The organism is Methylibium sp. T29-B (genome assembly GCF_000576225.1).
Lineage (GTDB): Bacteria > Pseudomonadota > Gammaproteobacteria > Burkholderiales > Burkholderiaceae_C > Methylibium > Methylibium petroleiphilum.
In genome coordinates, this window is sequence record NZ_AZSN01000087.1 from 1 (window position 1) to 16248 (window position 16248).

The following is a 16248-nucleotide window of genomic DNA, read 5'->3' on the forward strand; positions in this document are numbered from 1 at the left end:
GCCGCGCTGCGCCTGGTGGGCGCGGCCGACGTGCTGATCGAGGGCTTCCGCCCCGGTGTGATGGAGCGCCTGGGCCTGGGCCCCGCGCCCTGTCTGGCGCACAACCCGCGGCTGGTCTACGGCCGCATGACCGGCTGGGGGCAGGGTGGCCCGCTCGCGCACACCGCGGGTCACGACCTGAACTACCTCGCGCTGTCGGGGGCCTTGCATGCCATCGGCCGCGCCGAGGGGGGGCCGGTGCCACCGCTGAACCTGGTGGCCGATTTCGGCGGCGGCGCCATGCTGCTCGCGGTGGGCGTGCTGGCCGCGCTGCTGCATGCGCGCCAGACCGGTGAGGGCCAGGTGGTCGATGCCGCGATGACCGATGGCTGTGCGCTGCTGCAGGCGATGAACCTGAGCTTCCAGGCGATGGGGCAATGGCAGGACCGGCGGCAGAGCAACCTGATCGACGGCGCCGCGCCCTTCTACGACACCTATGCCTGCGCCGATGACGGCCACCTGGCGGTGGCCGCGCTGGAGGAGCGCTTCTACCGCCAGTTCCTCGAGCGCACCGACCTGGCCGGGGAGGCGCTGCTGCAGCCCCAGCACGACCGCAGCCTGTGGCCGCAGCAGAAGCAGCGCATCGCCGCGGTGCTGCGCACGCGTTCGCGCGACGACTGGGTGCGGGTCTTCGAGGGCAGCGACGCCTGCGTCACGCCGGTGCTCACGCTGGGCGAGGCGCCGCAGCATCCGCACCACCGGGCGCGCGGCAGTTTCGTCGAGGTGGACGGCCGCGTGCAGCCCGGGCCGGCACCGCGCTTCTCGCACACGCCCACGCTGGGTGCGCGCCCGCTGCCGGCCACGCACGACGGCCGTGCCGCGCTCGCGGCCTGGGGCTGGGCCGACGAGGAGATCGCGAGCTGGCCGCGACCGGCGCGCTGGCCTGAGGCCCGGGCCTCGACCGCTCAGGACACCAGCCGCAGCGTGCGTGCGGCGTTGATCGCCTGCACGCGACCGCTGACGCCGAGCTTGGAGTAGATGTTCTTCAGGTGGAACTTGACGGTGTTCTCGGAGACGAACAGCCGCGAGGCGATCTCCTTGTTGGCCACGCCGTTGGCCAGGAACTGCAGCATCTCCTTCTCGCGCTCCGACAGCGGGTCGGTGAGGTGGTGCCGGCAGCGCGGCTGGCCGAGGTCGGTGCCCGACGCGGCCAGCAGCAGTTCGATGAAGTCGCGGTCCGGATCGGGCGCCGCCTGGCCCTCGTCGGCGGACTGCAGAAAGTGCTGGTACTCCTCCCGCAGCATCGAGACGATGGCGCGGCCCTCGTCGAGGAAGCAGCGCACGTAGCGGCCCGGCCGCGCCAGCTGCAGCGCCTTGCGCAGCTGCGGTGGGCGCCGTTGGGCGAGCCCTTGTCGTTCAGCAGCAGCGCCTCGAACATGTGCAGCCGGATGTCGCGATAGACGCGGCCGGTCTGGCGGGCCCGCTCGCGTGCGATCAGCTGCGAGGCCAACGCATGGTCGTGGTGGGCGATCGCCAGGCGGATGCGGCCGAAGCCTTCGCCCTCCATGTCGTCGGCCATGTAGATCCAGTGCGGATCCAGCGGCGGGCAGACCGGAGCGATGCGCTGGGCCAGCGCCGTGGCGCGGTCGAGCTCGCCGGCCAGCACCGCGCGGCGGACACGCTCCCAGTCGGCCTGCGAGACCAGCCGGTCGAGGTGGCTGTCGTGCCCATGCGCTCCAGTTCGTCGAGCACTTCCTGTGCCTCGGCCGAGCGACCGCGCGCGTCGTGCATGCGCGAGATCGACAGGTAGGCCAGCGCGATGAAGTCGAGCGTCACGCACTCGGAGATGCCGCGCTGGAACTGCGCGCACAGCGGCTCGAGCGCGGCCAGGTCGTTGGCCTCGTAGAGCGCCCAGATCTGCGCGGCGGCCATCACGGCCGGCGCGAACGACTTGTCGAGCGGCGCATGCTGCGCCAGCATGTCGGCGCGGTAGCGCTCGATCGCCTCGTCCAGCTTGCCCTGCACGATCAGGCGCGCGCCGCTGACCGCCGAGGTGTAGCCCATCACGAAGGAGCCGGCGCCGCGCTCGCTGTGGGCCCGCGCCTGCATCAGCGACTTGCGCGCGCCCTCGAAATCACCGGCGGCGATGCGCCCGAAGCTCAGCACGTTGCACGCAGCGCCGAGCTCGAAGGCCGGGAAGCCGCTGACCTCCTGCTGCAGCACCTCGGGGCGGTCGATGATGGCGAGCGCCGCATGGAGGTCGTCCTCGAACAGCAGGCGCGCCATGGCCCGGCACAGGTCGGGGCTGGTGGTCTGCAGGATGTCGCCGCAGCCGGCATGCTGGTCCATCAGATCCACCAGGGGCCGCAGCTTGGCGCGCCGGCGCAGGAACATCAGCGAGTAGGCCGCCTTGATCGCCAGCACCGGGCGGTTCGCCACGTGGTCGAACGGCAGCCGGTCGTACCAGCGCTCGAGCGTGATCAGCTCGGCGTTGGAGATCAGCCGCGAAGACCACTCGCTCAGGATCGCTGCGGCGAGCGAGAAGTTGCGGCAGGACAGCGCGTGGTAGATCGCCTCCTCGGGCAGGTGCTGCGCCAGGTACCAGCGCGCCGCGCGCTCGTGCACGCTGACCACCTCGAGTTCGGAGCTGCGGTGCAGGCTGTCGGCGAGGAAGCTCGAGAACAGGCCGTGGTACTTGAACCAGCGGTTGTCGGAGTCGAGTGCACGGACGAACAGGCCGGAGCGCTCGAGCTGCTCCAGGATGTCCTGCGCGTCGCCGAAGCCGGTCACGGCCGCGCACAGCGGCGCCGACAGCCGCCGCAGCAGCGAGGTCTTGAACAGGAACTCCTGGATGCGCGGCGACTGCAGCGTCACCACGTTGTCAGTCAGGTACTCGGCCAGTTCGCGCGGGCCGTGGTCCTCGGGGTCGACCAGCGAGGTGCGCACCTCGGGGCTGCCGAGACCGAGCCGGAACAGCTGCAGGCCGGCCGGCCAGCCCTCGGTGCGTCGGTAGATCGCACCCACTTCCTCGGCGCTGACGCGCAGGTCCTTGGACTCGGCGAAGAACTGCGTCACCTCGCCGGGCGTGAAGCGCAGGTCGTCGGCCCGCAGCACCGTCGCCATGCGGTTGACCAGCAACGTGGCCAGGCCGATCTCCGGCAGCGAGCGCGAGCCGATGAAGACGTGCGCATGGGCCGGCAGGCGCGACAGCAGGAAGCGGAAGAAGCGCAGGATGGCCTCGTTGCGCAGCGCCTGGAACTCGTCGAGGAAGATCGATGCGTGCGTGTCCATGCCCGACAGCGCGTCGAGCATCCAGTTCGCCAGGTCGGGCGGGGCCTCGCCGACACGGGCCGCGGCGGCCTCCGGGTGGGCGGCGCCGTCGCGCATCAGCCCACCAGCGCGCGCATGTGCGACTCGAAGCGTCGCGGGTCGTTGTCGGCGTCGTCGAGGGTGAGCCAGGCGGTGCGCCAGCCGCGGGCCTCGTGGGCGGTCTTGATCTGCTGCAGGGTGGTCGACTTGCCGTGGCCGGCCGGGCCCTGCAGCACCGTGACGCGCAGGCTGTTGTCCTGCAGCACGCGGTCGAGGATGACGCGGCGGCGCACGGCGCCGGGGTAGATCGGCGGGGCGAACAGCTTGTGGGTGCTGACCTCCATCGAGGCGTGCACGGCGCCGGGCTGGGGCCGCGCCGAGCCGGCAGGGGCAGCGACGATCGGGTCGGGGATGTCGGCGGGCTTCGAACGGCGGATGCCGGCGTCGGAGTGACCGGTTTTCGACATGGGTGTCATTGCCGGGCGAGCCGGCCGGGAACTGCAAGGAAACCGATTTTCGCCGTTGCCGGGGACGGGCGCCAGCGGAGTTCTACCGAGAGCACGGGTAAACACGAGCGCCCGGTGCCGACCTCAGCGGTCCGTGGGGCGCGTCACGCGCCGAAACGACACAACTACCCTTCCGGGTGGGAGTGCGCACGACCTTCCGGCGTCCAATTCCCGCAGGCGGCCGCTGCAATGGGTCGCCGTGCGGCGGGCGCGGCAACGCGCCCCATCCCGGATCGACGCTGGAATCCCATGTCTGTTCAGTTTTTCGTTCGCCGACCATGAAGGGCCTGAGCGTCAGTCGCGACGGCGGCCTGGTGCGCCTGCGCCTCGACCGGCCCGAGGCGCTCAATGCGCTCGACATCGACCTGGCCCAGGCGCTGCTCGGGGCCTGCCGCGATCTCGCCGACGACAGTTCGGTGCGCGCGGTGCTGCTCAGCGGTTCGGGCCGGGCCTTCGCTGCTGGCGGCGATCTGACACAGATGCGCGCCGCGCCGGTGGCAGCGGCCGACAGCCTGATCACGCCGATGCACCAGGCGCTGAACCTGCTGGCCCGCATCGACGCGCCGGTGCTGGTCGCGCTGCACGGCGCGGTGGCCGGCGCCGGCCTCAGCCTGGCCGCCGCGGCTGACCTGGCCATCGCTGCCGAGGGCACCAAGTTCAACCTGGCCTACATCAACATCGCCACGAGCTGCGATCTCGGCGCCTCGTGGTCGCTGCCGCGCCTGGTGGGCCTGCGCCGCGCGCTGGAGATCGCGCTGCTGGGCGAGAGCTTCGACGCGCGCAAGGCGCTGGAGATCGGGCTCGTCAACCGCGTGGTCACCGCCGACGCGCTGGAGGCCGAGGCCGAGGCGCTGGCGCAGCGCCTGGCGCGCGGCCCGACGCTGGCCTACGGCCACATGCGGCGCCTGATGCGCACCAGTTTCGAACGCAGCTTCGCCGACCAGCTCGATGCCGAGCGCGACGCCTTCCTCGCCAGTGCCGCGACCGCCGATTTCGGCGAAGGCCTGGCGGCCTTCTTCGAACGGCGACCGGCCCGCTTCCAGGGCCGTTGAGCCCGGGACCGACGCCTCCTTTCCCCTCTTCTGCGACCATGAACATCCTCGACCGCATTGCTCGCCAGACCCTGGGCGACGTGCTGCGCCGCACCCGCCAGCGCCACCCGAACAAGCTCGCCATCCGCTGCGGCAACACCGCCTGGACCTACGCGCAGTTCGATGACACCTGCAACCGCCTGGCCACCGGCCTGGCGGCGCAGGGCATCGCCAGCGGCGACCGGGTCGCCGTGCTGGCGCGCAACTCGCACGCCTTCGCCGCGCTGCGCTTCGCCGTGGCACGGCTCGGCGCGGTGCTGGTGCCGATCAACTTCATGCTGAGCGCCGACGAAGCGCGCTACATCCTCGAACACTCGGGTGCGCGACTGCTGTGCACCGACAGCGGCCTCACCGAGCTGGCGCGCCAGGCGAGTGCCGGCACCGCCGTCGAGCGCCTCGTCTGGCTGCCCGGCGAGGACGCCAGCGAGCCGGCCACCGGCCTGACGCGTTTCGACGAGCTGCTCGAATTCGGCGACCACGTGCCCAGCCCGGTGCTGCACGGCGGCATGCTGGCGCAGATCGTCTACACCAGCGGCACCGAGTCGCGGCCGAAGGGCGCGATGCTGACGCACGACGCGGTGATCGCCGAATACGTGAGCTGCATCGTCGATGCCGAGATCGCCGAACACGACCTGATCCTGCATGCGCTGCCGCTCTACCACTGCGCGCAGCTCGACGTCTTCCTGGGCCCGGCGATCTATGTCGGCGCGACCAACGTCATCACCGGCAAGCCGACCGCCGACAACCTGCTCACGCTGATGGCGCGTGACGGCATCACCTCGTTCTTCGCGCCGCCCACCGTGTGGATCTCGCTGCTGCGCGCGCCGCAGTTCGACACCACCGACCTGTCGGCCCTGTGCAAGGGCTACTACGGCGCCTCGATCATGCCGGTGGAGGTGTTGAAGGAATTGCAGCGCCGTCTGCCGAGGGTGCGCTTGTGGAACCTGTACGGGCAGACCGAGATCGCGCCGCTGGCCACCGTGCTCAAGCCCGAGGACCAGCTGCGCAAGGCCGGCTCGGCGGGCCGTGCGACGCTCAACGTCGAGACGCGCGTGGTCGACGACGCCATGCGCGATGTGGCGGTCGGCGAGATCGGCGAGATCGTGCACCGCTCGCCGCAGCTGCTGAGCGGCTACTTCCGCGACGAGGAGCGCACCCGGGCGGCCTTCGAGGGGGGGTGGTTCCACAGCGGCGATCTCGGCGTGCTCGACGCCGAGGGCTACCTGACCGTCGTCGATCGCAAGAAGGACATGATCAAGACCGGCGGCGAGAACGTCGCCAGCCGCGAGGTCGAGGAAACGATCTACGCGCTCGAGGGCGTGTCGGAGGTGGCCGTGATCGGCCTGCCGCACCCGGTGTGGATCGAGGCCGTGACGGCCGTCATCGTGCCCAAGGCCGGCCATGCGCTGACCGAGGCGGCGGTGATCGCCTTCTGCGACCAGCGCCTCGCGCGCTTCAAGATCCCGAAGACGGTGATCCTGACCGACGCGTTGCCGAAGAACCCGAGCGGCAAGCTGCTCAAGCGCGAGCTGCGGCTGCGCTACCAGACCCCGACGACCTGAGCGCGGGCCACCCCCATCCTTGAACCATGAACTTCGGCCCGAACGGGGCCGAGACAATTCGGAGAAGAAGCAATGAAGGTCTACAACGTCGCGATCCTGGGCACCGGCTTCGGGGGGCTCTGCATGGCCCTGCGCCTGCGCGAGCAGGGTGAGAACGACTTCGTGCTGCTCGAGAAGGCCTCCGGCGTCGGCGGCACCTGGCGCGACAACACCTACCCCGGCGCGGCCTGCGACGTGAAGTCGCATCTCTACTGGCTGTCGTTCACCGAGCGACCCGAGTGGACCAAGACCTACTGCGACCAGCCCGAGATCCTGCACAACATCGAACTGCTGGCCGAGAAGAGCGGCCTCAAGCCGCAGATCCGTTTCAACACCGAGGTGATCGATGCGACCTGGGACGAGTCCCGGCTGCTGTGGCGCATCCGCACCGCGAACAACGAGACCGTGCTCGCGCGCAACTTCGTGCCGGCCTGGGGCCAGCTCAACCGGCCGAGCTTCGCCGGCATCGCGGGCCGTGAGCGCTTCCAGGGCGCGCAGTTCCATTCGGCGGGCTGGCGGCACGACGTGCCGCTCGCCGGCAAGCGCATCGCCTGCATCGGCGTGGGTCCGAGCGCGGCGCAGTTCATCCCCGAACTGGCACGCCAGGCCGGGCACCTGACGGTGTTCCAGCGTTCGCCGAACTACGTGGTGCCCCGCCTCGACCGGCCCTACACCGACGACGAGCAGCGCATCTTCCACGCCGTGCCGGCCACGCGCGACGCCAGCCGGGCGGCGATCTTCGCCGACCATGAAAGCTGGTACGACGCGATGCGCCTGGACACGCCGAAGGCGGCCGAGTTCACCGCGATGGCGCGCGCCCAGCTGGAATCGCAGGTGGCCGACCCGGTGCTGCGCGAGAAGCTGTGGCCCACCTATCCCATCGGCTGCAAGCGCATCATCATCGCCGACGACTACTACCCGGCCCTGGTGCGCCCGAACGTCACGCTCGAGACCACCGCGATCGCGGGCATCGAGGAGCAGGGCATCCGCACCAAGGACGGCACGCTGCACGAGTTCGACGTCATCGTGTTCGGCACCGGCTTCGAGACCGAGACGCTGCTCGGTGTGTCGGACATCAAGGGCCGCGGCGGCAAGTCGCTGCGCGAGACCTGGAAGCCGGTGCCCGAGGCCTACCTCGGCATCACCGTCAGCGGCTTCCCGAACCTCTATGTGCTGTACGGCCCCAACACCAACCTCGGCCACAACTCCATCCTCAACATGATCGAGGCCCAGGTCGACTACACGGTGCGTGCCCTGCAGGCGGCCAAGGCACACGGCGTGGCGGCGCTCGACGTCAAGCCGGCGGTGATGGCCGCGTTCAACCGCCAACTGCAGAAGGACCTGCAGGGGACCTCGTGGGCCGGCTCCTGTACCAGCTGGTACAAGCATGCCGACGGCCGCATCAGCAACAACTGGTCGGGCAACGTCATCGACTACCGCAAGGCCACCGCCGAGTTCCGGATCGACGAGTACGACCAGTTCCGCCAGCCCGAGACGGCCAGCGCCTGATCCGGGCGAGAGCGCGCCCGAGAGCACGAACGACAGGAGGAGACGCCCGATGGTCGACAACGAGTACTACTCGCAGGCGGTGCACGGCCCCTACGAGAGCTTCGACATCGGCGACCTGGTCCTGGAGGAGGGCGGCACGATCCGCAGCTGCCGGATCGCCTACGCCACCTTCGGCACGCTGTCGGCGGCCAAGGACAACGCGATCCTGGTGCCCACCTGGTTCTCGGGCACCAGCAAGATCATGGAGCAGGCCTACATCGGCCCGGGGCGCGCGCTCGACCCCGAGAAGTACTTCATCGTCGTCGCCAACCAGATCGGCAACGGCCTGTCGAGCTCGCCGCACAACACCGCCTGGCCGCTGGGCATGGCGAACTTCCCCAAGGTGCGCATCGGCGACGACGTGGTCGCGCAGCAGCGGCTGTTGAAAGGCAGGTTCGGCATCGAGTCGCTGGCGCTGGTGGTCGGCGGCTCGATGGGTGCGCAGCAGACCTACGAGTGGGCGGTGCGTTTCCCCGACGCGGTGAAGCGCGCCGCGCCGATCGCCGGCACCGCGAAGAACACGCCGCACGACTTTCTGTACGCGCAATCGCTGTGCGACGCGATCACCTCCGACCCGGCCTGGGCCGGCGCTGGTACGAGCAGCCGCATGCGGTGCGCGAGGGCCTGCGGCGGCATGCGCGGCTGTGGGCGGTGATGGGCTTCAGCACCGAGTTCTACAAGCAGGAGCTGTGGCGACCGTTCGGCTTCTCGTCGGTCGACGACCTGATGCTGAACTTCCTGGACGCCACCTTCCTGCCGATGGACCCGAACGACCTGCTGTGCATGGCCTGGAAGTGGCAGCGCGGCGACGTGAGCCGGCACACCGGCGGCGACCTCGCGAAGGCGCTGGCGCGCATCAAGGCGAAGACGGTGGTGATGCCGATCAGCACCGACATGTTCTTCCCGCCGGCCGACTGTGCGGCCGAGCAGCGGCTGATCCCGAACGGCGAGCTGAAGGTGATCGACAGCCTGTGGGGCCACATCGCGCTGTTCGGGCTGGATGCGGGCTACATCGAGCAGATCGATCGGGCGCTGAAGCAGTTGCTCGACACGCCGGCCTGAGGTCTCGTGGCACCCGCCAGCCTCGTGACGTCGACACGCGGCAGGCCGCCGGTTCACTCGATCAACCGCAGCGCCCGCGCCGTGTTGATGGCCTGCAGCCGGTTGCCGACGCCGAGCTTGGAGTAGATGTTCTTCAGGTGGAACTTGACGGTGTTCTCCGACACGAACAGCCGTCCGGCGATCTCGCGGTTGGTGGTGCCGTCGAGCAGGAAGTGCAGCATCTCCTTCTCGCGCTCCGACAGTGCCTCGGTCAGGGCGTTGCCGGCGGCCTGGCGGCCCAGGTCGGTCCCCGAGGCCTCGAGCAGCAGCTCGATGTAGTCGCGGTCCGGGTCGGTGCCGCCGCGCGGTTCGTGGCCCTGCAGCAGGTTCTGGTAGGCCTCGCGCAGCAGCTCGATGACGCCGTCGCCCTCGTCGAGCAGGCAGCGCACGTAGCGGCCTCGGCGGCCCAGCTGCAGCGCCTTGCGCAGGCAGCGATGGGCGGCGTTGCGGGCGCCCATGCGCTGCTGGAGCAGGGCCTCCAGCACGCTCAGCTTGATGTCGCGGTAGACCCGACCGGTCTGGCGCACCCGCTCCCGGGCGATGCGCTGCGCGGCGTCGGCGTGGTCGTGCCGTGCGATGGCGAGGCGGATCCACCCGTAGCCTGAGCCTTCCACGTCCTCGGCCAGGTGGATCCAGTGCGGCGCGTCGTCGCGCGAGTCCGGGGCGATGCGCATCGCCAGCGCCACCGCGCGCTCGATCTCGCGGCCCGCCAGCGCACGCCGCACGCGCTCCCACTCGCTCACCGCCACCAGGCGCTGCCAGGGGCTGGTGTGGCCGATGCGCTCCAGTTCGTCGAGCGCCGCGACGGCCTCGTCGGAGCGCCCGCGCGCCTCGTGCATGCGCGAGATGGCGATGTGGGCCGCGGCGATGAAGTCGAGCGTCACCGACTCGGAGATCTCGCGCTGGAAACGGTGCGCCAGCGACTCCAGCGTCGCCAGGTCGTTGGCCTCGTACAGCGCGAACATGTGGCAGGCCGCGAGTGCCGCGCCGGCCACCGAGGTGTCGAGCGGCGCCTCCTGCGCGTTCTCGTCGCGCAGGTGCGCCAGCGCCTCCTGCAGCCGGCCCTGCACGAGCAGGTTGCTGCCGGTGATGGCGGCGGTGTAGCCGCCGACGAACGAGCCGCCGCCGCGGCCGATGTGCGCGCGTGCAAGCGCCAGGGCCTGGCGCGCGCCCTCGAAATCGCCGCTCGCCACCTTGCCCAGCGCGAGCACGTTCGCGGCCGCCCCCAGCTCGAAGGCCGGGAAGCCCTCCAGCTCGCGCTGCACGACGCCGGCCTGCTCCACGGTGTCGGCCGCCGCCGCCAGGTCGTCGTCCACCAGCAGGAAGGACATCGCGCGGCACAGGTCGGGGTTGGTGGTCGGCACGATGTCGCCGCCGCCGGCCTGCGGTGCCATCAGGTCCAGCAGCGGGCGCAGCTTGGGGCGGCGGCGCAGGAACATCAGCGCGTAGGCGGCGCGGATCACCAGCGCCGGCCGTTGCGCCACCTCGTGGGAGGGCAGGCGGTCGTGCCAACGCTCCAGCGTGATCAGCTCGGCGCCGGCCACCAGCTGCGACGACCAGTCGGTCAGGGTGGAAGCCGCCAGCGGGAAGTTCCTGCAGCACAGCGCATGGTGGATCGCTTCCTCGGGCAGTCCGTGCGCCAGGCACCACTGCGCCGCTCGCTCGTGGACCTGCCGCACCTCGTCGGGCCCGTTGCGCTGCAGGGATTCGGCCAGGTAGGTGGAGAACAGGCCGTGGTACTTGAACCACTGGTTGTCGGAGTCGAGCGCGCGCAGGAACAGGCCGGAGCGCTCCAGTCGCACCAGCAGCTCCTGCGCGTCCTCGAAGCCGGTCACGGCGGTGCACAGCGGTGCCGACAGGCGCTGCAGCAGCGACGTCTTCAGCAGGAACTCCTGCATGCGCGGCGACTGCAGCGACATCACGTTGTCGGCCAGGTACTCGGCCAGCTCGCGCGGCCCGTGGTCGTCGGCGCCGTCCAGCGCCATGCGCACTTCGGGACTCACCAGCGCCAGCCGGAACAGCTGCACGCCGGCCGGCCAGCCCTCGGTGCGGCGGTAGATCGCGTCCACCTCGCCGGCACTGACCTGCAGGCTGGCCGAATCGGCGAAGAACTGCGTCACCTCGCCGGGCGTGAAGCGCAGGTCGTCGGCGCGCACCACCGAGGCCACACGGTTGACCATCAGCGTGGCCAGGCCGATCTCCGGCAGCGTGCGCGAGCCGATGAACACATGCACGTTGGCCGGCAGGCGCGCGAGCACCGAGCGGAAGAAGCGCAGGATGGCCTCGTTGCGCAGCGCCTGGAACTCGTCGATGAAGATCGAGGCCGGCGTGATGCGGCCCGACAGGGTGTCGAGCATCCAGTCGGCCAGGTCGCGCGGCGCGTCGCCGGTGCCGCTGCGCGAGGCGCCGGGCGATGCGGCACGGCCGTGCAGCAGGCTCATCACCGCGACCATGTGCGACTCGAAGCGTCGCGGGTCGTTGTCGGCGTCGTCGAGGGTGAGCCAGGCGGTGCGCCAGCCGCGGGCCTCGTGGGCGGTCTTGATCTGTTGCAGCGTGGTCGACTTGCCGTGGCCGGCCGGGCCCTGCAGCACCGTGACGCGCAGGCTGTCGTCCTGCAGCACGCGGTCGAGGATGGCCTGTCGCGGCACGGCGCCCGGGTACACCGGCGGCGTGAACAGCTTGTGCATCCGCACGTCCGACGGGAAGCCGCGTTCGGTCGAGGCCGGCTCGTCGGCCGGCGGCGTGGGCCAGTCCGTCGTGGCCTCGAGCGGGTGCGATCGCAGCTGACGGTGGGGTGACGGCGGGGGCATGCGGCTCGCAGGGCAACCAGCGAAACGGCGATTGTTTGCTGCGGCGCAGCTGACGGGTCTGCGGGCTTCCCCCAGGGGGTGGGTGGGGAGCGGGTGGCCAAAACTACCTGACCGGGTGGCGGAATTTGCAATGTCGGCGGGTTCAATCGGGCCGATCATTTCCAGAGGAGACCCTGATGTCGAATGTCCAGCAGGCACCGAAGCAGGTCGATGCCGTCGTCGTGGGCGCCGGATTCGCCGGCATGTATTCGCTCTACAAGCTGCGCGAGCAGGGCCTGAAGGTGCAGGTCTACGAGGCCGGCACCGGCGTCGGCGGCACCTGGTACTGGAACCGCTACCCGGGCGCGCGCGTCGACTCGCAGGCCTACATCTACCAGTACTGGTTCTCCAAGGAGTTGCTGGACGAGTGGAACTGGAGCGAGCGCTTCCCCGCCCAGGACGAGACCGAGCGCTACCTCAACCACGTGGCCGACCGCTTCGACCTGCGCAAGGACATCCAGTTCAAGACCCGAGTGACCGCGGCGGCCTATGACGAAGCGTCCCAGCGCTGGACCATCACCACCGACGACGGCCAATCCGTCAGCGCGCAGTACTTCATCATGGGCACCGGCGGCCTGTCGGTGCCGATGCTGCCGGCGCTGCCGGGGATCGAGAACTTCAAGGGCCGCATCGTGCACACCGCCCAGTGGCCGCGCGAGGGCGTGGACCTCAAGGGCAAGCGGGTGGGCATCATCGGCACCGGCGCGACGGGCATCCAGGTGATCCAGACCATCGCCGGCGAGGTCGGGCACCTGACGGTGTTCCAGCGCACGCCGAACTACACCATCCCGATGCGCAACCCGAAGTACGACGACGCGGCGCGCGCCGAGCTGCGCGCGCAGTACCCGATGCTGAAGGAGCGCGTGCAGCGCACCTTCGCCGGCTTCGACTACGACTTCGAGGACCGCAACTTCTTCGACGTGGACCCCGCCGAGCGCCAGCGCATCCTGCAGCGCCTGTGGGACGACGGCTCGCTGAACTTCTGGATCGGCGGCTTCCGCGAGGTGTTCTTCGACGAGAAGGTCAACGCCGAGTTCTCCGACTTCGTGCGCCAGCGCATCCGCGAGCGCGTGAAGGACCCGAAGGTGGCCGACAAGCTGGTGCCGCAGGACTACGGCTTCGGCACGCGCCGCGTGCCGCTGGAGACCAAGTACTACGAAGCCTTCAACCGCGACAACGTGCTGCTGGTCGACACCAAGGCCACGCCGATGGAGGAAGTGACCGCGACGGGCATCCGCACGGCGGCCGGCCTGCACGAGCTCGACATCCTGATCTGCGCCACCGGCTTCGACGCCGGTACCGGCGCGCTGACCAAGGTCGACATCCGCGGCCGCGACGGCGTGCTGCTGCGCGATGCCTGGGCCCAGGACGGCGTGCGCACCACCATGGGCCTGCAGGTGCACGGCTACCCGAACCTGTTCATGACGATGGCGCCGTTCTCGCCGGCGGCGGCGTTCTGCAACGTGCCCACCTGCCTGCAGCAGCAGGTGGACTGGATCGCCGACTGCATCGCCTTCGTGCGCCAGCAGGGCCGCCATTCCATCGAGCCCAGCGCCGAGGCCGAGGCCAAGTGGGTGGCCCACCACGACGAACTGGCCAACCTGACGCTGGTGCCGAAGACCAACTCCTGGTACATGGGCTCCAACGTCAAGGGCAAGCCGCGGCGCCTGCTGGCCTATGCCGGCGGTGTGGGCACCTACCGTGCCAAGTGCGAGGAAGTCAAGGCGAGCGGCTACGAGGGCTTCGTGACCGCCTGAGGCGGGCCGTCGCCGGCCGGCGGCGGCGCGTTCAGTCGATCGACAGCACCACGTTGCCGATCGCGCGCCCGCTCTCGACCAGCTCGTGCGCCTCGACGATGCGCTCGAGCGGCAGCCGCGCGGCGATCTGGTGCACCAGGTCGCCGCGTGCCAGGAAGCCGTTCAGCGTGTCGATCGCGCGACGGCGGTCCGCCTCCTCGAGCAGGTAGACGATGAACAGCCGGATGCGCGGGCTGCACGCGGCGAGCGCGAAGAAGGGCAGCGTGAACTGCACCGCGCCGCTGCCGTAGACCACCCATTCGCCGCCGGGCCGCACGGCCTCCATGTTCAGCGCCGCGTTGGCCACCACGTCGACCTCGATCACGCGGTCCACGCCACGGCCGCCGGTGACCTGGCGCACGCGTTCGGCCACGTTCTCGGTCTTGTAGTCCACCACCGTGTCGGCGCCGGCCGCACGCACCAGTTCGGCCTTCTCGGCGCTGCTGACCGTGGCGACGATGTGCTTCGCACCGAGCCGGCGCGCGAACTGCACCGCGTAGTGGCCCACGGCACCGGCGCCGCCGGCGATCAGCACCGTCTTGCCCGCCACGCCGCCGTCCACCAGCAGCGCATGCAGCGCGGTCAGCGCCGGGATGCCGAAGCAGGCGCCGGCCTCGCCCGGCACGCTGTCCGGCAGCGGCACGGCCTGCTGCTCGGGCACGGTGATGTACTGCGCCGCGGTGCCGGCCGGGCGCGCCCAGGCGCCGTTCCACAGCCACACGCGCTCGCCCAGGCGCGCCTCGCTGACGCCGGGGCCGACGGCATCGACGACGCCCATGCCGTCGCTGTGCGGCGTGACGCGGGGAAAGGGCATCACCGGGCTGCGCAGGCCGGCGCGGGACTTCACGTCGGAGGGGTTCACGCCGGACCACTGCAGCTTCACGCGCAGCTCGCCCGGGCCGGGCACCGGGTCGGGCAGCTCGCCGATCCGGAGCACGTCCCGGGCCGCTCCGGTGCGTTCGTAGAAGGTGGCGCGCATGGTCTTTGCAGGGGATGGGAAGAGGGATGATGGTGCCCGACATCGGATGCGCGTGCAGTGGCAAAACCCGCCAGCCCCTGCGACGCGTTCGGGCATCGATGCGCAGGCCGGCAGGGCCTACAGTGGCGGGAGATCATCGAAGGAGTCGCTGCATGAGCGGTCAAACAATCGGCGTCATCGGCGCCGGCACCATGGGCAACGGCATCGCGCAGGTGTGCGCCATGGCCGGGCTGGACGTGACGCTGGTCGACGTGTCGGACGCGGCGGTCGCGCGCGGCCTCGCGACGCTGGGCAGCAGCCTGGAGCGGCTGGTCAAGAAGGACAAGCTGACGGCCGCGGCCAGCGCCGCGGCGCTGGCCCGCGTGCGCGGCACGACCGACTACGCGGCGCTGGCCGGGGCCGACCTCGTGATCGAGGCCGCCACCGAGAACCTGGCGCTGAAGCTGCGCATCCTGCAGCAGCTCGCCGACGTGGTGCGCGAGGAGGCGGTGATCGCGACCAACACCTCGTCGATCAGCATCACCCAGCTGGCCGCGGCGGTGAAGGCGCCCGAGCGCTTCGTCGGCATGCACTTCTTCAACCCGGTGCCGCTGATGGCGCTGGTCGAGGTGATCGGCGGCCTGCAGACCTCGGAGGCGACGCGCGAGCGCGCGCTGGCCTTCGTCAAGTCCATCGGCAAGACGCCGATCGCGGTGAAGAACAGCCCGGGGTTCGCGGTCAACCGTATCCTGGTGCCGATGATCAACGAGGCGATCTTCGTGCTGCAGGAGGGCCTGGCCAGCGCCGAGGACATCGACGCGGGCATGACGCTGGGCTGCAACCAGCCGATCGGCCCGCTGGCGCTGGCCGACCTGATCGGCCTGGACACGCTGCTCGCGGTGATGCAGGTGTTCAGCGAGGGCTTCGACGACCCGAAGTACCGGCCCGCGCCGCTGCTGAAGGAAATGGTGGCTGCCGGCCGCCTGGGCCGCAAGAGCGGCCGCGGCTTCTACACCTACGCCTGAGGGCGGCCGCATGTTCCGCGCCCTGATGCTGACGCAGGCGGACCGGCGCACCCATGCCGAGCTGGTGGAGCTGGACGAGTCGCAGCTGCCGCCCGGCGACGTGACGGTGCGCATCGAGTACTCCAGCCTCAACTTCAAGGACGCGCTCGCGGTCACCGGCCGCGGTGCGGTGGTGAAGCACTGGCCGCTGGTGCCGGGGATCGACCTGGCCGGCGTGGTCGAGCGCAGCAGCGACCCGGCCTGGCAGCCGGGCGACCGCGTCGTGGTCAACGGCTGGGGACTGGGCGAAACCGAATGGGGCGGGCTGGCGCAGAAGGCGCGGCTGTCGCCGCAGTGCCTGCTGCGGCTGCCGGCGGCCTTCACCACGCGCGAGGCGATGGCCATCGCCACGGCCGGCTACACCGCCGCGCTGTGCGTCATCGCGCTGCAGCGCCACGGCCTCGAGCCGGGCACGACGAGGTGCTGGTCACGGGGGCGGCCGGCGG

14 protein-coding genes are annotated in these 16248 nt (G+C 70.6%); 9 read left to right on the plus strand and 5 right to left on the minus strand.

What is annotated here, in order from left to right; translation table 11 throughout:
* A partial coding sequence (locus Y694_RS13905; protein WP_051495782.1) for a CaiB/BaiF CoA-transferase family protein occupies nucleotides 1-1017 on the plus strand: 1017 nt, incomplete at its 5' end.
* Here Y694_RS13905 and Y694_RS26520 read toward each other — a convergent pair.
* Genes Y694_RS26520 through Y694_RS25935 form a run of 3 tightly spaced genes read right to left on the minus strand, consistent with a single transcriptional unit; the run spans nucleotide 945 to nucleotide 3755 of the window.
* Complete coding sequence (locus tag Y694_RS26520; protein WP_310732252.1) at nucleotides 945-1589, minus strand: LuxR C-terminal-related transcriptional regulator; 645 nt, start codon at nucleotides 1587-1589, stop codon at nucleotides 945-947. The genes Y694_RS13905 and Y694_RS26520 overlap by 73 nt on opposite strands.
* Nucleotides 1474-3366, minus strand: a complete 1893-nt coding sequence (locus Y694_RS13915) for a hypothetical protein (RefSeq protein ID WP_036233418.1) — start codon at nucleotides 3364-3366, stop codon at nucleotides 1474-1476. Before Y694_RS13915 ends, Y694_RS26520 begins: the two co-directional genes overlap by 116 nt.
* Entirely contained in the window at nucleotides 3366-3755 is a 390-nt protein-coding gene (locus Y694_RS25935) for an AAA family ATPase (protein ID WP_036233421.1), read from the minus strand. The genes Y694_RS13915 and Y694_RS25935 overlap by 1 nt, the downstream gene beginning before the upstream one ends.
* 317 nt (nucleotides 3756-4072) lie before the next feature.
* Here Y694_RS25935 and Y694_RS13925 point away from each other — a divergent pair, with 317 nt between their 5' ends.
* The 5 genes from Y694_RS13925 (at nucleotide 4073) to Y694_RS26790 (ending at nucleotide 9096) form a co-directional block, all read left to right on the plus strand.
* Nucleotides 4073-4846: an enoyl-CoA hydratase/isomerase family protein gene (locus Y694_RS13925; RefSeq protein WP_036233424.1), complete on the plus strand. Its 774-nt coding sequence runs from the start codon at nucleotides 4073-4075 to the stop codon at nucleotides 4844-4846.
* Between the two features lie 38 nt (nucleotides 4847-4884).
* Complete coding sequence (locus Y694_RS13930; RefSeq protein ID WP_036233427.1) at nucleotides 4885-6447, plus strand: acyl-CoA synthetase; 1563 nt, start codon at nucleotides 4885-4887, stop codon at nucleotides 6445-6447.
* 72 nt (nucleotides 6448-6519) lie between these two features.
* Nucleotides 6520-7995, plus strand: a complete 1476-nt coding sequence (locus Y694_RS13935; RefSeq protein ID WP_036233428.1) for an NAD(P)/FAD-dependent oxidoreductase — start codon at nucleotides 6520-6522, stop codon at nucleotides 7993-7995.
* 49 nt (nucleotides 7996-8044) lie between these two features.
* The gene (locus tag Y694_RS26785; RefSeq protein WP_310732249.1) at nucleotides 8045-8689 is read left to right on the plus strand and encodes an alpha/beta fold hydrolase; all 645 of its coding nucleotides are present in this window, start codon (nucleotides 8045-8047) and stop codon (nucleotides 8687-8689) included.
* Nucleotides 8647-9096, plus strand: coding sequence for a hypothetical protein (locus Y694_RS26790; protein WP_310732250.1), 450 nt, complete (start codon nucleotides 8647-8649; stop codon nucleotides 9094-9096). The genes Y694_RS26785 and Y694_RS26790 overlap by 43 nt, the downstream gene beginning before the upstream one ends.
* A gap of 53 nt (nucleotides 9097-9149) precedes the next feature.
* On the opposite strand, the gene Y694_RS13945 is transcribed toward Y694_RS26790, so the two are convergent.
* Nucleotides 9150-11945 carry a LuxR C-terminal-related transcriptional regulator gene (locus Y694_RS13945; RefSeq protein WP_051495784.1) on the minus strand — a complete coding sequence of 932 codons (2796 nt, stop codon included), beginning with the start codon at nucleotides 11943-11945 and terminating at the stop codon, nucleotides 9150-9152.
* A gap of 176 nt (nucleotides 11946-12121) precedes the next feature.
* Between Y694_RS13945 and Y694_RS13950 the strand changes: the two genes are divergently transcribed.
* Nucleotides 12122-13741 (plus strand): NAD(P)/FAD-dependent oxidoreductase, encoded by a 1620-nt coding sequence (locus Y694_RS13950; protein ID WP_036233430.1) that lies wholly within the window; start codon nucleotides 12122-12124, stop codon nucleotides 13739-13741.
* Nucleotides 13742-13772: 31 nt separating this feature from the next.
* Here the strand turns inward: Y694_RS13950 and Y694_RS13955 are convergent, their stop codons facing one another.
* Nucleotides 13773-14759, minus strand: coding sequence for an NADPH:quinone reductase (locus Y694_RS13955; RefSeq protein ID WP_036233432.1), 987 nt, complete (start codon nucleotides 14757-14759; stop codon nucleotides 13773-13775).
* A gap of 152 nt (nucleotides 14760-14911) precedes the next feature.
* On the opposite strand from Y694_RS13955, the gene Y694_RS13960 reads away from it, so the two are divergent.
* Nucleotides 14912-15763, plus strand: a complete 852-nt coding sequence (locus tag Y694_RS13960) for a 3-hydroxybutyryl-CoA dehydrogenase (protein ID WP_036233440.1) — start codon at nucleotides 14912-14914, stop codon at nucleotides 15761-15763.
* 10 nt (nucleotides 15764-15773) lie between these two features.
* Nucleotides 15774-16248 (plus strand): alcohol dehydrogenase catalytic domain-containing protein (locus Y694_RS13965; protein ID WP_310732251.1); only part of this gene is annotated, 475 nt, incomplete at its 3' end.